14 protein-coding genes and 1 pseudogene are annotated in these 21,655 nt (G+C 38.1%); 8 read left to right on the top strand and 7 right to left on the bottom strand.

All coding sequences use genetic code 11. From position 1 onward, the window contains the following. Window positions 1-123: 123 nt before the first annotated feature. Genes KK487_RS13010 through KK487_RS12995 form a run of 4 tightly spaced genes read right to left on the bottom strand, consistent with a single transcriptional unit; the run spans window position 124 to window position 6,911 of the window. Complete coding sequence (locus tag KK487_RS13010; RefSeq protein ID WP_008113385.1) at window positions 124-588, bottom strand: hypothetical protein; 465 nt, start codon at window positions 586-588, stop codon at window positions 124-126. Then, window positions 585-2,669 (bottom strand): site-specific integrase, encoded by a 2,085-nt coding sequence (locus tag KK487_RS13005; protein ID WP_008113384.1) that lies wholly within the window; start codon window positions 2,667-2,669, stop codon window positions 585-587. Before KK487_RS13005 ends, KK487_RS13010 begins: the two co-directional genes overlap by 4 nt. Continuing rightward, window positions 2,666-5,437 carry a hypothetical protein gene (locus KK487_RS13000; protein WP_013465872.1) on the bottom strand — a complete coding sequence of 924 codons (2,772 nt, stop codon included), beginning with the start codon at window positions 5,435-5,437 and terminating at the stop codon, window positions 2,666-2,668. The genes KK487_RS13005 and KK487_RS13000 overlap by 4 nt, the downstream gene beginning before the upstream one ends. Then, entirely contained in the window at window positions 5,421-6,911 is a 1,491-nt protein-coding gene (locus KK487_RS12995) for a tyrosine-type recombinase/integrase (protein ID WP_008113382.1), read from the bottom strand. The genes KK487_RS13000 and KK487_RS12995 overlap by 17 nt, the downstream gene beginning before the upstream one ends. An 85-nt stretch (window positions 6,912-6,996) precedes the next feature. Between KK487_RS12995 and KK487_RS12990 the strand changes: the two are divergent. The 3 genes and pseudogenes from KK487_RS12990 to KK487_RS12980 form a co-directional block, all read left to right on the top strand. Beyond that, window positions 6,997-7,254, top strand: a pseudogene (locus KK487_RS12990) (PhoH family protein); the annotation flags it as partial. Between the two features lie 66 nt (window positions 7,255-7,320). Beyond that, window positions 7,321-11,091 (top strand): PAS domain-containing hybrid sensor histidine kinase/response regulator, encoded by a 3,771-nt coding sequence (locus KK487_RS12985; protein ID WP_215521836.1) that lies wholly within the window; start codon window positions 7,321-7,323, stop codon window positions 11,089-11,091. After that, window positions 11,081-11,980: a diguanylate cyclase gene (locus KK487_RS12980; RefSeq protein ID WP_016900589.1), complete on the top strand. Its 900-nt coding sequence runs from the start codon at window positions 11,081-11,083 to the stop codon at window positions 11,978-11,980. Before KK487_RS12985 ends, KK487_RS12980 begins: the two co-directional genes overlap by 11 nt. Window positions 11,981-11,993: 13 nt before the next feature. On the opposite strand, the gene KK487_RS12975 is transcribed toward KK487_RS12980, so the two are convergent. Together KK487_RS12975 and KK487_RS12970 are read right to left on the bottom strand one after the other, a co-directional pair. After that, window positions 11,994-12,374, bottom strand: coding sequence for a DUF3192 domain-containing protein (locus tag KK487_RS12975; protein WP_013465869.1), 381 nt, complete (start codon window positions 12,372-12,374; stop codon window positions 11,994-11,996). A 174-nt stretch (window positions 12,375-12,548) separates the two neighbouring features. Further along, window positions 12,549-13,493, bottom strand: a complete 945-nt coding sequence (locus tag KK487_RS12970; protein ID WP_013465868.1) for a D-2-hydroxyacid dehydrogenase — start codon at window positions 13,491-13,493, stop codon at window positions 12,549-12,551. 440 nt (window positions 13,494-13,933) lie between these two features. Here KK487_RS12970 and KK487_RS12965 point away from each other — a divergent pair, with 440 nt between their 5' ends. Both KK487_RS12965 and KK487_RS12960 read left to right on the top strand, forming a co-directional pair. After that, window positions 13,934-15,067 (top strand): 1-acyl-sn-glycerol-3-phosphate acyltransferase, encoded by a 1,134-nt coding sequence (locus tag KK487_RS12965; RefSeq protein ID WP_036956644.1) that lies wholly within the window; start codon window positions 13,934-13,936, stop codon window positions 15,065-15,067. Between the two features lie 103 nt (window positions 15,068-15,170). Continuing rightward, entirely contained in the window at window positions 15,171-15,416 is a 246-nt protein-coding gene (locus tag KK487_RS12960) for a DUF1289 domain-containing protein (RefSeq protein WP_013465866.1), read from the top strand. On the opposite strand, the gene KK487_RS12955 is transcribed toward KK487_RS12960, so the two are convergent. Further along, entirely contained in the window at window positions 15,413-16,057 is a 645-nt protein-coding gene (locus tag KK487_RS12955) for a transporter substrate-binding domain-containing protein (protein ID WP_049775596.1), read from the bottom strand. The two genes, KK487_RS12960 and KK487_RS12955, sit on opposite strands and share 4 nt — an antisense overlap. Before the next feature lie 425 nt (window positions 16,058-16,482). Here KK487_RS12955 and KK487_RS12950 point away from each other — a divergent pair, with 425 nt between their 5' ends. From KK487_RS12950 to KK487_RS12940, 3 genes are read left to right on the top strand one after another with little or no spacing between them, the layout of a single operon-like run. Beyond that, a complete protein-coding gene (locus KK487_RS12950) occupies window positions 16,483-16,686 on the top strand; it encodes a DUF3283 family protein (protein WP_013465864.1) in 204 nt (67 codons plus the stop codon). A gap of 12 nt (window positions 16,687-16,698) precedes the next feature. Then, window positions 16,699-17,100 carry a GNAT family N-acetyltransferase gene (locus tag KK487_RS12945; protein ID WP_036956643.1) on the top strand — a complete coding sequence of 134 codons (402 nt, stop codon included), beginning with the start codon at window positions 16,699-16,701 and terminating at the stop codon, window positions 17,098-17,100. Window positions 17,101-17,125: 25 nt separating this feature from the next. Next, on the top strand, window positions 17,126-21,631 hold the full coding sequence (locus KK487_RS12940) for an EAL domain-containing protein (protein WP_215521835.1): 4,506 nt from the start codon (window positions 17,126-17,128) through the stop codon (window positions 21,629-21,631). The last annotated feature ends 24 nt before the right edge of the window (window positions 21,632-21,655 follow it).

The following is a 21,655-nucleotide window of genomic DNA, read 5'->3' as shown; positions in this document are numbered from 1 at the left end:
TAGAATTAAGTTCACATATCCAGATCACTCTGACCGTCTCTTGTTCGCTCTTGCTGCCTGTCAGGTGAAGTCTAAGCCTAATCAACAAAACTGTAAGTTGAGATATGAGCTACTACATCTAATCTATTGTTTCGTTGAAACTAATTCAATAATTTCACCAGTAGACGTATCCACTCTTATTTCTGTATGTTGCCCTGAATGCTGAAGTTGATTTTGTAAATCGGCATTAATCAGTTTGAGCTTATCTATTTCTGCGTACATTTCACTCAACAACACTAATAACTTTGTATCTTTATTATCGATTTCCTTAGTGCCGATATTATTTTTTTGCTTTTCTTTAGCAAGCTTGCTTTTTAGTTCGGCTACCTTTGTTCTGAGTTGTTTTATTAAATTATCTTTATTTTTTTCTTCCCAAGTTAATTGAGCTTTTTCAATACTTTCTCGTAACTTTACCCATTTTTCTTCTTCTTTAGATAGATTCGCAATATTTCTTTTAGCTCTCGTTGCTACTGCATTTTTGGTTATCTTGCTGCCATCAGATTTCATCTCTTCAAAAGCACGTTTTATATCATCATATGCGCTACTCATGCTTGTTCTCCTTGGTTTGTATGCGCTTTGCCTTCATCTAATACATAGTCAGCTGCTGCTATATTATTTTTCCAGTGAATAGCAAATAGCTCGTAATCTTCTTGCTCTTCTGTGGTTGATGCTGCATATGCCTCTAGTTTCTGGGTCGCATCTTTTTTTATCACTTGCCAATTGACCTTGTGGCGTTTGGTAATGATTTTACTACCACAATACACACAGCCACTAGGGATTCCTGCTCCTTTTATCTTGCAAGCTTCTCCCGCAGTGCAGTACCCCGTAGGCAAGCCACGTATGTTTTTAATATTTTTGACGAGAAATTTTTTCAGTTCTTCAATTGAACTGAAATGGATCTGCTTAATCACAGTCGAATCTTTACTTTGACTATCAGTAATACCTATTATCAGATCTTTAGATGTTTTATTAATTTGCTCACCAGCACCACCTTTAAGTGATTGTGACTCGGCTTCATCTATTAACTCTTCTGCAACACGGTCAATTAAAATCTCATTAAACTCTTCAGTAGTTTTAATTAAAGTTGTTGAGGCCAAAAATGCTCTTCGAGTATAAACAAACGTCATTAGGCTGGTTAAATGTTTAAATTGATATCTAATATCATCAAGCTCACCTAATTTATTGGCAATGACAAAGTAGGCCAACGTATGTCGAAACATGTGAGCGGTTAATCTAAACGTATCGCCTTCTTCGTATGGGACACCTCTATTCTCTCCTCTAACTTCTTTGTAGTTAGATTCAAGGCGTTCAAGCTCTGCTATATCATCATCGTCTAGAGTTAAGTCAAAAAGCTCAATGTTTTCACTGTTTTTAACCTCAAATTTTGTGAATCGCCCAGCATCGCTAAAACTAACACTACAGCTACTATGTGAAACCCCGAAAAGACGGTTTCTTTCTAACCCTTCTTTCAAGTTGTGTGCTTGACTACTTGTTATATTGGCTCTGCATGAAGAAAGTACAGCTTTTGCCCTTTCTTGCATACCGAACACATATTTTTCGTAAATACCAACACACTCATGTACTTCAGCGTTTGAAAACCATTCCATCTCAACCTTACTGTTGTCGGTTTTGGTCATGATTGCCGTAATGTAATAAATATCATCTTTGTAATTGGCACAGCCAACCTTGCATGTAAGTACTTCGTTATATCTCATGCCTGTATAGGCCAAGATATTAATGTATGTGGCTAATTTTAAATCTTCTAATTCTTCGGATAATTGAATGAATTCCACTTCATCGGGTAAGTTTCTTACATGTTTTGCTATTAGCTCACCTGTACTAATTTTGGGCGGTGGTTCAACGGAGCCTTCATTTAAACTATCTATTAAGCGTGCATTTAATTCTAGCCATCGTTCTATCTTATCCTTAGAGTTTTCAACTATTTTTTCTGCAAACTTCAGAATTTTTTTCATTACTTTAGTAGGAATGACAGGGTGCGAATAAGTGACTGGTCTCGGATGGTGTAACTCGTTTAGTTGGTTAAGTACATCAATAAAAACACTACACACCTTAGGGCCAAAAAGACGAAAGCTGCGCTGCACGTCAAATAGTTTAGTAAATGAGTGTGATTGTCTGTAAATAGCTATTTTCCTGACTTCATATAAATAGTCTTTTATGAGATTCCTAATAACTAAGTCAGATTTGAACTCCAACTCATGAAATGAGTGATAACCTCTTTGTCTTAAGAAGGCTGCAAATAAATTTAGATACGTTACATCATTTTGAAGTGTAGAGATTTTTAGAGGTTTACCGCCTACAACATCACCATGTGTGAGTTTAATTAGTGAATAAATTCGAATTTGATATGCTAATTCATCAACACCTTTAAAATTCACATTTCTTTGCGTTTCTTCATAGCTTATCCAAGTGTCATCGCCAAAGTGAATAGTGCCATGTTTAGCAATATTCAATGCTCTGTTTTCCCACAAAGCAATCGAATTAAAAGCGCTAGTATCATCAACTTTAAAATCTTCTAACACCTGAACCAAAGGTTTTATAGTGATTTGACCTGTATGTGTTTTTACAACAGCGATATCAAGTAGTTTTGTTTTAGTTATCTCTTTGGTCATAGCAAACCTGTGTTTTTCCAATGAGGATGAATACCCTCTGTTCTCAATAGTTCTTTTCCATCAGTCACAGCTTGAGCATTAAGCTTGGCAATATCAGCTAATATTTCGTTAACCCTATTTTTCAACTGCTCTATGTTTTCCAGTTGCTCTGTTATAGAGTCAAATGTTGCGGCTGAGTTTTCCATATCAGCAACAACAAAATCCCGGTATGACAAAAGTTTCCAAACATGCAATGCGTCAGCAACACAGCGATAGAACGGACACCACAAGCATGCGTTAAAGTCGGCACATGCATGCTCGTTTGTATCTCGCTGGTCTAATAATTTCCTGTTTTGTGATTCGAATGCCACTACTGCGGATTTATCTTTTGAGTTAATGCATGTGCCATTCGGGACTTTTTTACCGTCTTCTGGTGGAGTCTGCAAAATGATTACTTTGTCGGTAACATCGCGAACAAAATAGTCTGCCATTGTTTTTGTCGCTCTGTTGATTGTCATTGCAACATCTTTGTTATCTTGCATTAAATAATGACGCAAGAACGTTTCATAAGAGTGCTTGCCAGCTTTTTGATACCACTTAAATTCTTTGGCAACTTTTCGGTAAATGTAGTTAAGCCCTGATTTTCTGATCTTTTGCGAATTAAATACGATATCACACCCAAGCTCAGTCAATATCCTATCTATAGTGGTCTTGAAACGTGATGCTGTTAATAATTGAATCTTTACTTCTCCAATACTATTTACTTTGGGAAAAACAAAAATTCTTTTTGATAGGTTCTCAATAGAAGGGCGGTAAATAGACGTAAGTTTAGTCGCAGCCTTAATATCAAATATTACTGGTTCGACAACGTCGCCGTATAAGACGCCTTCTTTTTCTAGATCTTCGGCTTTAATTTCAAATTTATGCCATTGTGTTTGATAATTAGCTCGGCGTTTAAATAAACGAAGAGCAGGAGTTTTACTTGAATGTAATGGCGTGTTAAAGAAAAATAAGTCGTCAGTATCAAGCTCTAGCGTAGGAGTTGAATTCCAACCAGTTTTCAATATGACTTTTGCTGCATAAAGTGTAACTTTGTCTTTAATTGTGAGTAAGGTCTCAGAAAGCCCTTTTTCTATGTAATATGCTAATTCTACTACTTCTCTATATGAGTAGAGCTTATCTTGATTCTGAGAGAGTTGCTCTTGATGTTGTGCAGTTAATTCGGTGTTGACCGGAAAGCTTTTAATAGTATCTAGACCATAAAACGATAGTAATTTGTCGATAGCGCTCTGATATTGATTACCAACAAAAACCGACAAATCGCCTTGTTTTGATTTTAGTTGAATTGCCTCTCTTATAGCCTTTAGTATCTCACAGTTATTTTCAACAAAAGCATGAACCCCATGATTGGCAATAAGCTTCATTTGTTCATCTGTTAATGATGATGCATTTTCTTTCAATGCTCTAGCCATACTACCTATGTAACCTTTGAGAGTGACGATGCCTATGCTCTCGCCATCAATTCGCTTTGTAAAAACTTTATGGTATTCGACTAGGTTTTGATAAAATTTATAGGCATTGTCATATACCCACTCATGCTTCTGCCATTCGGTAGTGTCACTTTCTTTAAGGTAATAGCCCAATGAGTAGGGTAATAAACTTTCCTTTGCGATTTTTTCACCCGTAACAAAGTGGTAAAGGTCCAATGCAGCGTTTAGTAGCAGTAAAAACTGCTGGTTATTTTGAGTTTCTTCTTGGTAATGCTTATAAAGGTATTTAAATCCCTGAAGGCCATTTTCTGCAAACCCTTGAATTCCACGCTCACTAAGCAGCTTAATTATTGGTGATGCTACGCTACCAGCACTATTCAACCACCTTGGAAATGATAAAGTTGAGGATCTAACTCTTGTTGTATTAGCTTCCGAAGCGCTTGCTATCTGATTTTTCAAAAAAGCATCAACTTCATTGCCAAATTTGGATGATATGCTTTGTGCATACCCTATCACTTCGGCTTCAGTTTTAAATTGATTGACTCTAGCTTTACCCCACACATCGGGTAGTATAAATTTTAAAAAAGTACGGAAGTTGTGATTGCATATAAATGATGAAACGAATTCCCTATCCTTTAATGTTGCCAATAATGGCAGTTTGACGCGTTCAGTATTCTTAAAAGTATCATGTAGACAAATATTTATAATAGCAGTCGCAGTTTTGAGGATGTTGTCTCTAATAGAAGAATCTTTGAGGCTTAATTCTGGAAGGACGAGATAGTCCAGATATTTTTTTAGTAATTTACGAGTCTCTTTTACTTGATGGAATTCAAGTTCGAATAATTTAGTTATGTCGATTGAAGTAGCCCCATTTACTAGCCTAAAAGGAGCGTTGATAGCGTTATCATAAAAATGAAACTTAGCTATGTTTTCTAAAGCTTCTTCTATACGAGTAGCATAACTAGGTAGCTTGACATCATTTATTTCATTAATGCAAAAGTATTCCAGTTCTTGCCAAATTTCAAAGTCTGATAGAGCATTTAATCCCGAAGTTTGAATTGATGTCGCAGTATCTGCACTAACCTTATTAAGGGCTAGAGGAAGAATGTGCTGTAAACTGACACAAGCATTCCGCAAGCGACTCATTGAAATAGCAGTGTCGTCACCTGTGCTAATATTGCTTTCTTTGTCATATGCCCTGTTAAATAAAACGTCTAACTGTTCGGCTAGAACAATTGAATGAGGTTTAAATCTAGCAGGAATACGATTGGACTTCCGCGTTTTAACTTGCTGTAGCATCTTCAGCCTCACGCATAAGCAATTCGTTAACATCACCGTAGATATCTTTTACCCACTCTGACATCGCTCCGTATGCATCCACTGATACACTTTTGGCAAAGTCGATGTAACGTTTGGTTGTTTTAAAGCTTTCGTGACTCATCAAAGTCATTAGTGTTTGTCGGATGGAACTTTCTGATTCACCTTTGTCAATTAGGTATTTAGCGACATAAGTAGCAAAGGTAGCGCGTAAGTCATGGAATGTGCGTAATAGTATTTCTAATCCCTGCTTCCTTTGTTCTTTTCTAACTATGGAAATAGTATTCCCCGGTGTATCTTCGCTTATCCGCGATCCTGAACTATTCATAAACAAAGGAAGCGGATGTTCGCTATTGTCCATACCATGATTAGTCTCATGTTTGGTACGTCGCTTCATATTTTGAATTGTCAAAGTGTGATTGTACAAAAGCTTCATTAGAACTCGCGCTATTGTTAATCTCACTGGCTTATGTCCTTTTCGTACAATGTTCAATTTTGGAATACGTTTCTCGTTTTCTTTTTCATCAGGGTTAAAGAGGTCTTTCTGGTCGATGGCCGAAATTTCAAAAGATCGAAGTCCACCTAACAAGGCACACTGCAAATAAAGTTTATAAGTCTCTTTTTGAGCTGTATTCGTCTCCAGTAACTGTTTAAGTTCTTTTGGAGAATATGGTTGTAGACCTTTGTCTGGTGAGTCTTCTTTTTGTTTCAATGTATTTGGAATGCTCAAATTACTGACCCATTTCCATAAGCCCCCAGAACGATTGTTGCTGGTAGGTAATTGAAACAACGAACTGACACCTGATTTAGCTTTCGATTTAATACGTACCTGTTTGTATTCAAGTGAGAAGGGGAGGCTATCTATAGCTCCGCGCTTATGGCTCCATATATAGAATGCTTTAACAGCTCTAATTCGTTCTTGAGCGCTGTTAAAGCTTATGCGTTTAGACTTATCTTTGGTTTCGACTCTTTCACATAAATGTTTGTGATATCTCCACACAGGTAACCTAGAAATATCATCATCTACAGATTGTTTTGAAAGTGGTGCAGCTATTACTTCAAAATAGGATGCATCATCTTTATCCAACCAATCTAAGAAAGCTTTTAAGTGCTTAGCTATACTGCGAACAGACTTAACATCTAATGGCTTTCCCGGTTGGCTGGCATGATAAGCGTCACTAAAAGCCTCATTGTCTATTTGATTCTTTTTGAGACTGAAATGACCTTCAAAGCGGTGCATTAAAAATAAGTTCATTTCTTGGCATTCGGTGAAGCGAGTCGGGTGATATAGCACTGGAAAATTAGGTTCTATTTTATCGTGCCTATATGAGTGAGTTCTGATGCCTTTTTCAGTCTTAATAGGTTGCCCTGATTTATCGAGGTGAAAAGACATTCCTTTTCCAAAGTTGACTGATGTTTTAATTATTTTAGTTTTTGTTGTATTTCGAAGTATCATTTTCGTTCACCTTTGATTCTTAGCTAGAGTATGTGTGTAAAAACTTTTTTGTTCAAGTTTATTGAGGGTATGATAGTATTATATCAATTCGGGGGTGATTTTAGATGAAAGCCAAAACTTAACGGCTTCTCAGCTCAAAACCATAATTACCCGCTGTGGTGAAGGAACTAAACTTATTTGTACCGGAAATTTAGCACAAATAGACAGTAATTACTTAACCGCAGTTACCTCAGGGCTTACTTATATTGTAGAGCGATTTAAGCACTTTGAAGGTGGCGCTACTGTTAATCTTAATGGTGTGGTAAGAAGCCGACTAGCGTCGTTTGCCGAGGAGAATTTATAACTTGCGCTTAACACCTTGGCTCTATAGTCTACAGTTTGATTTTTGAGCTAATAATTAGGTAGGTCGTTGAATTTTTTACCGCTAAAACATTATCATCGCTCTGTTTTTGTGGCGTTAGCAATCCCTTTATTGGTGGCCTCTTTTTTGTGTTTGCATTTTTATAATATAAAAATGGACCGTGCAATAACAAAAAAGACCACCGATTTTAGTGCGTTATCGGCGCAGCTTGACCATGATATGCAAGCCATGGACGATTTACTTAATGCGATGTTTATTATGTATGACAAACACGCCCCACAACCAGCGAATCATGCCTTCACAAAAAACATTAATCAATACGAGCATTATTATTATAGCCAGATAGCACATTTTAATGGCGAAATAGTAGGAAAAGGCCAATTCAGCTATTCCGAACAGGCATTATCACGCTGGCAAAAAGTCATGTCGCTGGCTCCGTCTTTCAATACTGCTCTAGCGCTGCTTTCGTCGCTGCATTCTGTAGCCTATGTTGATGAGCGCGGCTTTGCTTTTTTAGCTCGGCGTAACAATACACAAAGTTATATTTTAACGCAGGTACTTAATGGCGACTTTAAACCTTTACCTTCAGCGAACACACTCACTTCAAGTGCCGTTATTAAAGTAGACAATAACGCATATTTTGCAGTTGGCCGACAGCGAGAGCTTAACTCCTCAGATTATATTGTTTTAATATATGACTTACAGGCTATTTCTAGTTGGTTGAAAAAAATAACCTCAAAGCAAGGCGAGTATGTTTTTATCAACCAAGAGAATGAAATTATTGCCAGTTCACAGCAGCCAATTAATCAAGCCATAAAGTTATCGACCTATTGGCCTAATATTAATAGCCCCTCACAAAAGAGTAATGCGCGAGCAGACTCATTATTTTTAATTCAGCCTTCAAAAAAGAACCCTATTCATCTGGCGTTTCTTGCTGACAAGCACACTCTCTCAAGCGGTATTGTGTATGAAGTATTGATAGAGTTTATTTCGTTAGCCTTATTTTTATGTTTGATGTTTTACATCTTTTTTTGGTTAAGCAAACGTATATTTATCAAACCTATGACCGAGTTGATGCGTTATTTAGAGCATCATAACGATGACAATAGCGGGTATTTAAATTATCAAATACCGTTAAACTGGCAACCTTGGTTTGCTCGGGTAAAAGCTATTTTTGCGAAAAATGAGCATTTAGTTATTTCTTTGCAAAATGCTAATCAAAAGTTAGATGATCAAGTACAGCAACAATCGCAAAAGCTAAAACATAGCGACCAAGCAAAAGAGCGTCATTTAGCGTTATTAAACACAGTACTTAATAGCGTGCCTGATTTTATTTATTTTAAAAATACAGAAAGCATTTTTTTAGGCTGTAATAAAGCGTTTGAGTTGTTTGTAGGAAAAACTCAAGGTGAACTCCTTGGGCAGCAAATACACAACATAAGTAACGAGTATGAACAAATTAGTTTGCTGGAATATCAAGTATTACAGCATAAAATGCAAATTCAGCAGCGCATAGATGTTGCTGAGCGAACTTATCAGTTAACCATTGCTCCCTTTTACAATGAACAGCAACAATTATTAGGAACTATGGGGGTTGGTCGTGATATTACAGAACAACAACATACTTTGTATGCATTAAAAGAGTCTGAATCTATATTTAGAAGCGCAATTGAATTTGCCGCAAATGGGGTGTTTTTACTCTCGCTTGAGTACGCTATTTTACAGGTAAACAAAGCCGCACGAAAATTATTTTCCAAGCATGATAAATTAACCGATACTCCTTTTTATGCGCTTTTTAATGATACGCAATGGCAGGAGCTTGAAGCATTACTACAGCAATTATTAAATAATAAAAAAAGGGTGTTTCACTTAACCTTGGCTCATACCCAATTAAATGCCTGGTTACAGTTGAGTATGTCGTTAATTTGGAATGAAAATAGTCAGCCGCTTTATTATGTTATTCATATTCAAGATGTTACAGAACTTACCAAAGCCAAAGATGATGCAGAGCGTGCCACGTTAGCTAAAAGCCGTTTTATTGCTAATTTAAGTCACGAAATACGCACCCCCCTCAATGCCGTGTTGGGATTATTGGATATGCTCGCAGAGCACGGGTTAACACAGCGGCAAATTCAACAAGCTAGCCAAGCAAAATATGCGGCCAATAATTTGTTGCAGATGCTAAATAGTATGCTTGATTTTGCCCGCGTTGAAAGTAAAGAAGCAACGCTGCAATTAGCGCCATTGTGCTTAGTTGATTTGATTGATACCTGCGAAAGTTTAATTTTACCTTTATGCCAAACAAAACAGATACAGCTAAAAATCGACATAGACTCGCAAATTTCTCCATTTTTAGTCGGCGATACAATTCGTTTGCAACAAGTATTAGGTAACTTACTTACCAATGCCGTTAAGTTTACCAATAAAGGCAGTGTGACATTAAAAATGACATTACAGCCGAGCCAGAGCCATACAGAGCAGCGTATTTGTTTTCAGGTTATCGATACGGGAGTGGGGATTGCTCAAGCGGATCAACGCCGTTTATTTGATGCCTTTACACAAGGTGATGAATCATCTACTCGCTTGCATCAAGGGGTTGGCTTAGGGCTGGCAATTGTAAAGCATAGTGTGGCATTAATGGGAGGTGAAATTGCAATCAGTAGTGATAAAGGCCATGGCTGTCATTTTTACTTCACGCTTGATTTAGCGACAGATACCGAGAAATCAGCAAGCTTTACAGATAGGCTATTACTGATCACCAGCGCGAAGAGTCAGTTGCTTAATCAGGTTATTACCGCGCATCCTTTTTTCAATAATCAAGCTCTTGAAATAGTCGTAACTGATCCTGATTGTTTGCAACAAGCGCATAGCATTGTAATCGATGCTGATGACGTACCTGCCTTTCTCACGTCAGCAATAAAAGCAGTATTAAACACTCGTACTACTTCACTCATCGTTATAGAGCACTCGCAACCGAATCAACTTTCAATAAATGACTCTTTTATTAGCCAGTATTTACCGCGCAGTGCATTGGCGCAGCGGTTACTTAGTTTAACCCCTGAAAAGTTAAAGAAAGTAACTCAATATAAAGCGGATAAACCACAAGAAGAAATAGCGGGAACCTTAGTATTAGCCATAGATGATAACCCGCTCAATCTCGACATTATTAGCAGTATATTGTGTAAAGCCGAAGTGAATGTTGTGACTGCTAGTGATGCTAAACAGGGAGTTGAATGGGTGAATATATTACGCCCCGATTTAGTTTTAATGGATATTCAAATGCCGGGTATTGATGGCTATCAAGCAACCCAAATAATACGCCAACAGTTTGACGCCCAGCAATTGCCTATTTTTGCATTAACTGCACATTGTGAGCCTGCCGATATTGCACGTTCATTGAATAGTGGTATGAATAAACATTTAACTAAGCCCGTGGTTGCGCCTATTTTATTTGCATCGATAGCTGATTTAGGCATATCTAAGCCTTGCTTTTTTGATAAAACCTTCGCTTTGACACAGTTCAATGATGATGAGAAGCTATTGCAAAGCATGCTTACTAAGTTAGCGGTGTTAAGTGAGTCATATTCAGCTGAGCTTCAAAAAGACATACCTACTATTGAAATGGTACGCTTAGTGCATAGTCTAAAAGGGATAGCAGGAAACTTAGGGTTTAACCGATTGTTATTATGTGCTCAACATACTGAGCAATTATTAAAAGTGGGCGACAAGAGCGCCAATGCTGCAATTAAAGAGCTGATAATACAGTTAAAACAAGTTCATATTTATATAAAAATTTTAGATGTAAGCAATGATAAATAAAGCAAAAATATTAATTGTAGATGACGATGCGCTTAACCGAATCATTTTAGAAAAAACCTTAAGTGATGAGCATGATGTTTACTTAGTGACAAGCGGCGAAGACGCGCTGGCGTTTGTTAAACACACACAAGTAGACTTAATCATTTTAGATATCATGATGCCTGGTATGAATGGTTATGAAGTACTCGTACAGCTAAAAGAGAACAGTATAAGTCAGGCTATTCCTATTATTTTTATCTCTGCAAACAACCGTCATGAAGATGAGGCAAAGGGGCTAGAGCTCGGCGCAATGGATTATATTGGTAAGCCATTTAGTGCCGCTATTGTGAAAGTTAGAGTGCGGAACCAGTTATTAATTAAGCAAAAAAATGATTTGCTAGAAATGCTTGCCTCTATTGATGGCTTAACAGAAATACCCAATAGACGTTATTTAGATGAGAACTTAGAAAGAGAGTGGCGTAGAAGTAAGCGTAACTACTCTCCTTTGTGCGTTTTACTCATAGATATTGATCATTTTAAACGTTATAACGACTACTATGGCCACCGAGCTGGAGACGAATGTTTAAAAACAGTGGCAAAAACGTTAGCCGCGCAATGTGAGCGTGGCAGTGATTTTGTTGCGCGTTACGGCGGTGAAGAATTTGTGGCCGTATTACCAGAAACCAATCAGCAAGGTGCAATCGCTTTTGCCAACAAGTTACGTAACGCCGTTAATGATTTGAATATTGAACATAATGCGTCTTTAAACGCTACACACGTCACCATTAGCATTGGTATTGCTTCTAGTGAGAGTAGCCAAGCTTACACTGAAAAAGCATTGTTAGAAGAAGCTGATTCCGGTTTGTATAACGCGAAAAAGTTAGGGCGCAATCAAATTAGCGCCCAATAAATGCTGTAGTTACTTAGTTTGTCAGCATTTGCAGTGCTGAGGCACCAATACCAACTAATTTATCATTTTTAAATACCAACGGTGTGCATTCATCTTTAGTCATTTTACCATCTGAATGGATGCTGTGCGTTGCATAAAATAAGACTTGGTAAACATCCTCTTCTTTTTTGAGTAATTCGGTGAAGTCAGGTGTTTTTAGGGTTTTTAATACCGACTGATAAGAGCTATCCATTGCCAAGCCTGAAATAATTTCACGATTATTCTTATGTGTTGCCTGCCAGCTAGAAGAACTATTACCAGCCCAATGACCTTCCGCTTCGCCATCGGATACAGCAATAACACAGCCAGTTAAAAAAGGAGCGGTGAGGGCGGCGATTAAAAGTGTTTTTTTCATTTTTTATTATCCTAGATGATTAATTACAGACTTTAGAGCAAAGACTAGGCCAGTTTTTTAATCCTTAAAAATCAATTGCTTATTTTTAAAGTGATTTTTGAGTTAGTGGCTTTTTTAAGAAATAAAATTAAAAAGCCACTTTTTAGTTATTTTGACTAACTTAATTTAACGGCATTAAACCAAGCGATTACGCGACTCTTGTTGACTAAATGCAGCGATATTTAAACTCACTTCTTTAACCAAGCGCACAATAGATTCGGTACTGGCCCACGCTATATGTGGGGTTAGTAGTAAGTTATCTCCCGTGTAATTGGCCAGTGGATTGTTGTGCTCAGCAGGCTCTTTAGTTAGTACGTCAACACCTGCACCAGCAATCACATTAGTTTTTAAGGCTTGTGCTAAGTCGGCTTCGTTAATGATCCCCCCGCGCGCGGTGTTAATAATAAGCGCAGTTGGTTTCATCATTTTTAATTCATTAAGCGTAATTAAGTCACGCGTTTCATCATTAAGTGGGCAATGTACGCTGATAATATCCGCTGTTTTTATTGCGGTTTCAAAAGGCGTGCGTCCTTGGCGACACTCAGCACCTTTGCGCTCTGCAACAATGACATGAGCACCAAAGGCTTCAGCCACTTTAGATACAGCATTGCCCAGAGTTCCCCCACCAATAATGGCTAATGTTTTACCCTGAATGTCATTAAAGCTGTAATCAAGGCGACAAAACATTTCACTTTTTTGCCATGCGCCTTGTTGGCAGTCCGCTTGGTAGCGATGAGTATTGCCTAATAAGTTAGTAATTAACGAAAAGGTATGCTGCACAACCGAGGGGGTTGAATAACCAGCAACATTGGTTACCGCAATACCTAAATCTTTCGCGGCATTTAAATCAACATTATTGGTGCCGGTGGCACTAACACAAATAAGTTTGAGTGATGTTAATTGTGCCATGGTGTCACGATTAATCACTACTTTATTGGTGATTAACACCTCTGCATTTTGGCTATGTGCTAGCACTTGCTCTGGGCTAGTTAGCTGATGCACGGTAAGCTTTCCCAGTGCTGAGATACAATCAAGTGAGGTGTTTGCCAGTGTAGCGTTATCAAGAATTGTTATGTTCACGGTGTGTCCTAATAGTGTATGTGTTAAGGGAATAATAACCCCTGTACGCAAAATGCTTGTGATAAAAAGAGTATCATCTATTTGAATGTTATTGGGTTTATCATGTTGCGTTTACATTAGCAGTTGTAGAGCCATATTTAAATGTGGTCTGCCCACTGACGGTTAACTTGCATGTTATTATGATCAACTGCCTTGCTAAGTTAACTTGAACAAAGTGCTGTTAGTAGGGTCTACCCATTTAAATTAATAATTAATAGCCATAGTTTATACGTATGCGTTGTTAGCAAGACAGCTTGGCTCGGCGTTAAACTATAACGCTATGAAAACTCAGTAAATCGAACTTTAGTATTGCTAGTTTCGTATTTTTGATTGAGTTATAATCAAAATCAGACACAGCGGGGCGTTTTAACGCGCCGTTTTTAACTTTGTAGATGCAGTAAATGATTGAATTAGAAGATAAGTACGCAGATATAAGACCTTACAATGACGATGAAGTTGCCGCCTCATTAACGCGATTAATTAATGATAATGCGTTTATTGATGTAATTGCAAAATACAATTTGCCACGCTTTATATCCGCAGTTGGGTTTTTAGCACGCGCTATAATAAAGCATCAGTTGCGCAAAAAGTGGGGCAAAGTTAAAACGGTTGAAGATGTACAAAATGAAGTGGCACATTACTTAAATAAATTAATAAAACGTACCACCTCAAAAGTCACTTTTTCTGGCTTAGAAGACTTAGACCCTAATCAAGCCTATCTTTTTGTTTCAAACCACAGAGATATTGTACTTGACCCTGCACTGGTTAATTGGGGCTTATTCCAGCATAAAATGAAAACAGTGAGAATTGCGATTGGCGATAACTTGCTGCAAATTCCTTACATTACTGAGCTTATGCGCTTAAATAAAAGTTTTATTGTGAAACGCTCAGCAAAAGCCCCAAAAGAGATGTTAAAAGCGCTGACTCAGTTATCGGCTTATATTTATGATTCACTCAGTAGCGGGCACTCAATTTGGATTGCACAAAAAGAAGGGCGCGCTAAAGATGGGGTTGATCAAACTGATCCTGCGCTTTTAAAAATGTTGCAACTTAATGGCCGTAAACAAAAGAAAGAATTTGGCGAATACATTAAAGAGCTCAAAGTGGTGCCGGTTGCAATCTCTTACCAATACGAACCATGTGCAATTGCCAAGGCAAAAGAGCTATATCATAAACAACATCATGGCAAGTATGTTAAATCGGCGGGTGAAGATATTGCCAGCATTGTTGAAGGGTTTAGTTCAGCCAAAGGGCATGTGCATTTATCGTTTGGTCAGCCCATTGAGTCAGGTTGTGACAGTGCCGATGAACTGGCAAAAACCATTGATAAGCAAATTATTGATTCGTTTTACTTACACCCAGGCAACTTTATTGCTGCTGGCTACACTGAGGCGGTGATCAATAAAAATGACGCAGCACAGTTTGAAGAACGTTTGGCCAAGGTGCCAGAAGAGTTAAGGGATTTGGTTTTAGCTATGTATGCCAAGCCATTTCATCGAAAAACACAAGCAGATGAACAAAGCTGTGAGCAGTAATTAACAGTTTAAGCTAACAACAAAGCAGCAATTTATTTGCTGCTTTTTTTTTGCACAAAAATAGCGCTATACTCAGGCTATGCTTTTAATACCGGAGGGTAAAATGCAACAAATTGAAATATTTGATATTCCTAGCCCTTGTAAAGGTATTTGCTTAGTTAATAATCGCGGTTATTGCAAAGGCTGCTATCGCAGTCGCGATGAACGTTTTTCTTGGAATTCGTTAACGAATTCCCAAAAGAAAAAAGTATTGAGTTTATGCCAGCAGCGCTATAAACGTTACTTACAGCAAAAAAATAAAGTGGCACAATCATCACCGCAAGCAGATCAACAAGGTTTTGATTTTTAAAAGTGTAGGTTGTATTTTGACCTGAGTTTTGCAACTGTGCCGTTATTGTGTAACTTATCCAGTGTTGCTTCTAGCTGGGGAACAATATCCGCATGACTGTTATGTAAATAATGATAAAGCGGGTAGGTTGCAACTACTTGTTTTTCATAGCAGCCTAAAGAGGGGGGAATGGTTTTATTTGCCATCGCAAAATCAATAAGTAACGCTCCTTGTACTTTTTGCTGGATCAGTAAGTTAAGCTGCGTATTATTATTTTTAACTTCAATTACCTTACCTTGAAAATCAATACTGTCTAAATATCGCTGTTGCACAGGGTAACTGGAAATAATGGCAACGCTATCTATGGTTTTAGTGGAGCTGGGCTCACAGCGTTTATAAAGTTCAAGGTTAAATTTAAAGAGTGGATAGTTAACTCGAATTAAATTTTTATAGGCACTTTCAATACTGATATCGCGAGCAAGCTGCCCATCTAACATGCCATTATCTGCTGCAAATAATGCATTTTGACGATTAAAATCGACAATATTTAGTTTAAAGCCCATATCTGCATAGGCCAATTGTAATAGCTCAATGGTATAGTTTGCTTGTTGAGTGTTTTGCGGGCGATTAAATGTGTAGCTATAACTGTGCGCAAAAGACATATTACTAAAAACTAAGCACAGTAATACCAGCAATCCGTTAAAGCGTTTAAGCACGTCAGTATTTCCAATTAATTGCGGCAAGATAATAAGCAGCCATAGTAACAAATTGTCTGTCTTTTGCACAGTTTGCATTAGTAATCTTGCAAAAGTTACCACCAACAATTATTGATTACGTTGAATTATTTACAGTCGCTTATTTTTATTAGTTATAGAGTTAGTTTTTTATAAGTTTAAACGTATAATCTACGTTTTATTGAGCGAGGGGCTGTTGACCTTTGCGGATGAAAATTTGTTCAAGCTAGGGGCGCTCGGCGCGACTTGTTTAACCTAGTGGGCTAATAAAAGCCTCCGTGTGCTGCTCACGGCCCTTACCTGTATTCATGCAGGCAACAATAAGTTTATAGCCCCTAATAATTGGAGTGAATATGAGTTTTAATCTGTGTAACTTGCCGCGAGAGCAAAAGTATCAAATTCAGTTAGATTACGAGGCCTCATTTTGGGCTTATCAAATTAAGCGCGGTAAAAAAACGCGTGAGCAAGTGTACGACACTCTGCATAGTCGTCCTGTTGCAGAGCAAGGTGTTTTAAAACAAAAATTTGAGCAGTATTTGGCAATTATGCTTAGCTAGGGTTTGCCTACTATGCTTGTAATTAAACAATTAGAATCAATTAAAACGCCCTTAGTTAATAAGTTTTATACGTTACATAACGTCCGCGGCCGTGCTAACAAACAGGATCAAGTCTGGGTCGCTTACGATAATAATACGATTATTGCCGCCTGCCGGTTACAGAATAAGCCCACTTTTTTATTTTTATCAACGGTGTTCGTGGCTCCTTCTTATCGTTCAAAGGGGGTGGCAACCCAGTTATTAGTTGCCCTTTTAAATGCGCAAACAGAACCTGTTTACACCTTTGCTTATCAACGCCTTACTGATTTTTATCAATCACTTGGTTTTAACCAAGTGTTAACATATACTCCTGCATTATTAACGCTATTTGATGCTTATAAGCACCGAAATATTACCGCATTGAAATATCAATAAAACATAAATTAGTAATAGGACAAGCATGGGTATGAGTATTAATGGGTTTATCACAGCCATATTTGTGCTGTTTATGCTCATAAGCGTTGAAGTAACAGCGCAAGTAAAACGATTATCCCCAAGCGAAGGCTTATCTCAAAGTTACGTTAATACCATGCTTATTGATAACAATGGGTATTTATGGCTCTCTACTGAAGGAGGTCTTAACCGATACGATGGCTATCAAGTTATTCCAATCAATGGCCCAAATGGTGAGTTAGAAGAGGCGATCATCGATCGCATATATCAAGACCAACAAGGGCATATCTGGATTGCCTCCTTATTAGCAGGCTTGTTTAGATACGATCCGAAAACGGATACCTACCAACAATACATAGAAAAACCTGTCACAGAAGAGCAAATACTACAGCAGTCCGTTTTTACTATGTTAGCCACCGATGATAAAATCTTATGGATTGGACAAGGCCGAGAGTTTGCAAAACTCGATATAGACAACGGCTCTATTACCTCCTTATTTACACTTCCTGAGCAATTTGAAAATGCGTTTGTGCGTACTTTGTTTCATTATAACGGTTATATTTTTATCGGTAGCACAGACGGCGCGTATGTTTTTAACATCGCAACACAGCAGGTAAGGCCACTCGAGCACTTGAGCGAAACGGATGTACATATTTATCAAAATAATGTGAAATCATTTGCGCTAGGTAATAACAATCAGTTGCTTGTAGGTGCAGTTAAGGGCTTATACGCTGTTGATATTAGTAATTTAGAGGCAATGTTTAACAACCGCGAGCAATCATTTACAAGCCAAAAATTACTGGCCGATTTGAATGTTTGGGATATTGATAATCAGCAAGGAGTGCTCGATTTAGCAACAGATAAAGGCCTGCTTTGTTTTAATTTAACCACTAAAAAAGTGGTTAAAAATAAACGTATCCAACAGAGTAAGTACACCCTCGCCGATAACAGTATTATTGATATGGTGAAAGATAAATCGGGCGGAATGTGGCTAGCCACTAAAACCGATGGTGCGTTTTATTTATCGGGCGACAATTACAAGTTTTATAATGTAGAGGGGAATGCACTGGTTGGGGATGGTTTATCACATCATTCGGTATGGTCAATTAAGGAGTTCCAAGAAAAGCTATGGTTAGGCACACACAATGGTTTAACTGCGGTTGATTTAAAAAGTAATCGCTCAAAGGTGTATTTAAAAGATTATAAAGTCGATTTACTGACCACAGAGTTTACTATTTTCAAAATAATGCCTTACAAAGATAAACTCTGGTTGCACTCAAACCGAGGATTATTCATTTTTGACCCGCAAACTCAGCAACTTACCCAACCAAGAACTAACAGTCCTACCAATCAGATTTTTTTAAATGATTGGATGCATGGCCTGACATTGCTACCAAACGGAGATTTGTATTTTGTACACCCAGATCATGGCATGTTTAAATATAATATTGATAGCCGACAATTAGTTCACTTAAAAGGCGAATTAGCACAATTTGACCCTTTTTTAGCGCATGGCTTTTTACCCCCATTACCGAACCAACCCGAGAAGCCATTATTTTTTAGTGGTGGCGTTTTATATCAATTTAACCCCAATGATTTAAGTTTAAACACTATTTATAAAGTGCCTAAACACCATGATAATGTAGCCGTTAGTATTCTTTCTTACGTGGTAGATGGGCAAGGCATACTTTGGCTATCGTTATCTAATTTTGGGCTGATTGGTATTGATGCAACGACCTATGAGTTAGTACACACAATTGATTTAGATAAAAATAAACTAGGCACCTTGTTGTACGATATGGTTCTTGATGAAGAGGGAATGATTTGGATGAGTAGTCATAAAGGAATATGGCGACTAAATCCTGAAACAATTCATTTTCAGCAATTTACAACATCAGATGGGGTGCTCTCTGCTGAGTTTAATAATGGCGCTATGGCTAAGTTAGCGGATGGCCGAATTGCCTTCGGTAGCCTCAAGGGCTTTACCTACTTTGATCCTAAAGACAATAAAAATAGCCAAGGTTTATTAGATCACGTCAATATCACGCGCATTAACTTAATGTCTCGAGATTTGTCTATAAATTTACAGCAGCCATTAAAAAATATCACTTTAAATCATGATGATATCGGGCTTGAAATTGCATTTTCAGCGATGTCATTCAGCTTCCAAGAGCGCATTATTTACGAATATCAGCTTGATAAAGGCAAAAAAAGTTATACCCGAAATAATCGAGTGGTGTTTCCTAAATTAAACCCCGGCAGTTACCAGTTAAAAGTCTGGGCAAAAGATCCACTGACCGGCGACTATACTGCGCCAGCCACGTTAAATATTAAAGTGAAATATCCGCTATGGCGTGCCCCTTACTTTTTAGCGCTTTATACCGTTTTATTGATCACCATAGTGACTGCATGGGTAATGAGGCGCAACAAAATACAGCGTATCTTATTGGCAGCACACAAAGAAAGCCAAGACAGTGAGGCGCGTTTAAAGCTTGCGCTAGAGGGAAGTGAGTCGGGTGTATGGGATTGGCAGGCGAGCCAGTTAAATATTTATCAGCCTAGATTAGTCAACGAATTAGGCTACGAGGATGACTCGGTGAGTTTAGATGACTACCTAGAAAAGATTCACCCTCAAGAGCGTGCTATTTTTAGGTTGGAGTGGTTAGAATTTTTATCAACAGATAAAGGATATTTTAATTGTACCTACCGATTACGCCACGCCAAAGGTCATTGGCGCTGGTACAAAGATTTTGGCAAGGTGGTTGAGTGGGACAAACAAACGCCGCAAAAAGTAGCCGGTACGTATACCAATATGACACGCGAAAGGGTGTTTGAAGAGCATGCACGGTTATTTACCGCCGCGTTTGAACAAACCCGAGATTGGGTGTTTATCTTAGATAAAAACTTTAATATACGTGCCTCAAATAAATCACTGCAAAGCGCTTTTGGCTTATCAGCAGAGCCTCGTTCAACCCGTGCGCTTAATTTGGGAATGTCCCGCAGTAGCTATTTTGATTATTTACGAATTATGCAAAAGCTTGAAGTGGGCGAACATTTTTCATGTGAAGACACTGTCGTTCTGGCAAACAAAGAGCAACGCCATGTACTGGTTAAAATAAGCGCCGTGGCTGATGAAAGCCAAAGGCTGAGTAGTTTTGTGATTATTTTAACGGATATTCATGCACAAAAGTCAGCTGAGAGCGAACTGCATATACTGGCTAATTACGATTCACTTACTGGGCTGCCAAACAGAACCTTGTTTAACGACAGAGCTATACATGCCATCGATCAGGCGCGCCGCCATCAGCGTAAAGTGGCTTTGTTACACGTTAATATAAAACGGTTTAAGTATTTTAATGATTCATTTGGCACAGAAAACGCCGATGAGATAATAAAGCTGGTGGCGAACCGCTTGAAAACAGCATTACGTCCTTGTGATAGCGTCGCGCGTTTAGGCGGTGATGAATTTGTAATTCTAGTTGAAGATATTCAGCAAATAGAAGAAGTATTACTTATATGCACCAAACTAATGGATTGCGTGAGTAAAGACATTGTTATGAATCAGCAAAGCGTCAATGTGCACCTAAGTATTGGTGTGGCTATTTTCCCTGATGATGCCGCGCATTATAAAGCACTATTGAAAGCATCAAATGTGGCGCTTTATTATGCTAAAGATGGCTTGGAAGGGTGTTATAAGTTTTACAAACAAGAAATGAATCAACGTGTTGAAAGAGCGATGCATTTAGAATCACAGTTGATCAAAGCTTATCATGAACATGAATTTTGTAATTATTATCAACCCATTATTAATGCGTCTACGCAAAAAACAGTGGGCTTTGAGGTGTTACTACGCTGGCCTGATAATCAGTTAGCGAGTACGCAAGAGTTTGCAAACGTAGCTGAAAATATAGGTTTAATCACTAAAATAATGCTACAAACATTTAAGCGTGCTTTGGTGCAGTTAGCTCGTTGGCGTAAAGTGTGTCCTGATCTATACCTATCAATTAACCTCTCAGCACTGGATTTTGAATTTATCGGACTCGTCCCTGAAATTCGTCAAGCACTAAACAATGCAGCACTGCCGCCCGAGGCTATTGTATTTGAAATAACAGAGTCTATTTTAATGCGCGACTCAGAACATGCGCTTAAAAATATGGACTTATTAAAACAACTAGGCTGTAAGTTGTACATGGATGATTTTGGAACAGGGTATGCCTCGTTAACCTATTTGAAGCGCTTTCCGATTGATGTATTAAAAATAGATCGCAGCTTTGTGCAAGATATTGGTATTGATTCGGATAACGAAGCGATTATTCAATCTACACTAACTTTAGCAAGCAGTTTAGGTAAAGAGTGTATTGCTGAAGGGGTTGAAAGCGCACATCAGCTGGCCTTTTTAAAAGCGCAAGGTTGCAGCTACTTTCAAGGCTACTTGTTTAGTAAAGCGGTGCCAAAAGAGCAGGTGCTTGAGCTTATTGAGCACGATTGGCACCCTGTATTCTCACAAGCTTAAAGCGCCGCTTAATACATTATTTTA

Source organism: Pseudoalteromonas sp. SiA1, assembly GCF_018732205.1.
GTDB classification, from domain to species: domain Bacteria; phylum Pseudomonadota; class Gammaproteobacteria; order Enterobacterales; family Alteromonadaceae; genus Pseudoalteromonas; species Pseudoalteromonas tetraodonis.
This window is presented reverse-complemented; position numbering and strand designations above follow the sequence as displayed.

What these genes read in the sequence shown, in the direction of transcription:
- KK487_RS12945 (WP_036956643.1), top strand. Translation starts at nt 16,699, where the DNA reads ATGCTTGTAATTAAACAATTAGAATCAATTAAAACGCCCTTAGTTAAT.
- KK487_RS13000 (WP_013465872.1), bottom strand. Translation starts at nt 5,437, where the DNA reads ATGCTACAGCAAGTTAAAACGCGGAAGTCCAATCGTATTCCTGCTAGA.
- KK487_RS12995 (WP_008113382.1), bottom strand. Translation starts at nt 6,911, where the DNA reads ATGATACTTCGAAATACAACAAAAACTAAAATAATTAAAACATCAGTC.
- KK487_RS13010 (WP_008113385.1), bottom strand. Translation starts at nt 588, where the DNA reads ATGAGTAGCGCATATGATGATATAAAACGTGCTTTTGAAGAGATGAAA.
- KK487_RS12980 (WP_016900589.1), top strand. Translation starts at nt 11,081, where the DNA reads ATGATAAATAAAGCAAAAATATTAATTGTAGATGACGATGCGCTTAAC.
- KK487_RS12960 (WP_013465866.1), top strand. Translation starts at nt 15,171, where the DNA reads ATGCAACAAATTGAAATATTTGATATTCCTAGCCCTTGTAAAGGTATT.
- KK487_RS12940 (WP_215521835.1), top strand. Translation starts at nt 17,126, where the DNA reads ATGGGTATGAGTATTAATGGGTTTATCACAGCCATATTTGTGCTGTTT.
- KK487_RS12965 (WP_036956644.1), top strand. Translation starts at nt 13,934, where the DNA reads ATGATTGAATTAGAAGATAAGTACGCAGATATAAGACCTTACAATGAC.
- KK487_RS13005 (WP_008113384.1), bottom strand. Translation starts at nt 2,669, where the DNA reads ATGACCAAAGAGATAACTAAAACAAAACTACTTGATATCGCTGTTGTA.
- KK487_RS12975 (WP_013465869.1), bottom strand. Translation starts at nt 12,374, where the DNA reads ATGAAAAAAACACTTTTAATCGCCGCCCTCACCGCTCCTTTTTTAACT.
- KK487_RS12955 (WP_049775596.1), bottom strand. Translation starts at nt 16,057, where the DNA reads ATGTCTTTTGCGCACAGTTATAGCTACACATTTAATCGCCCGCAAAAC.
- KK487_RS12950 (WP_013465864.1), top strand. Translation starts at nt 16,483, where the DNA reads ATGAGTTTTAATCTGTGTAACTTGCCGCGAGAGCAAAAGTATCAAATT.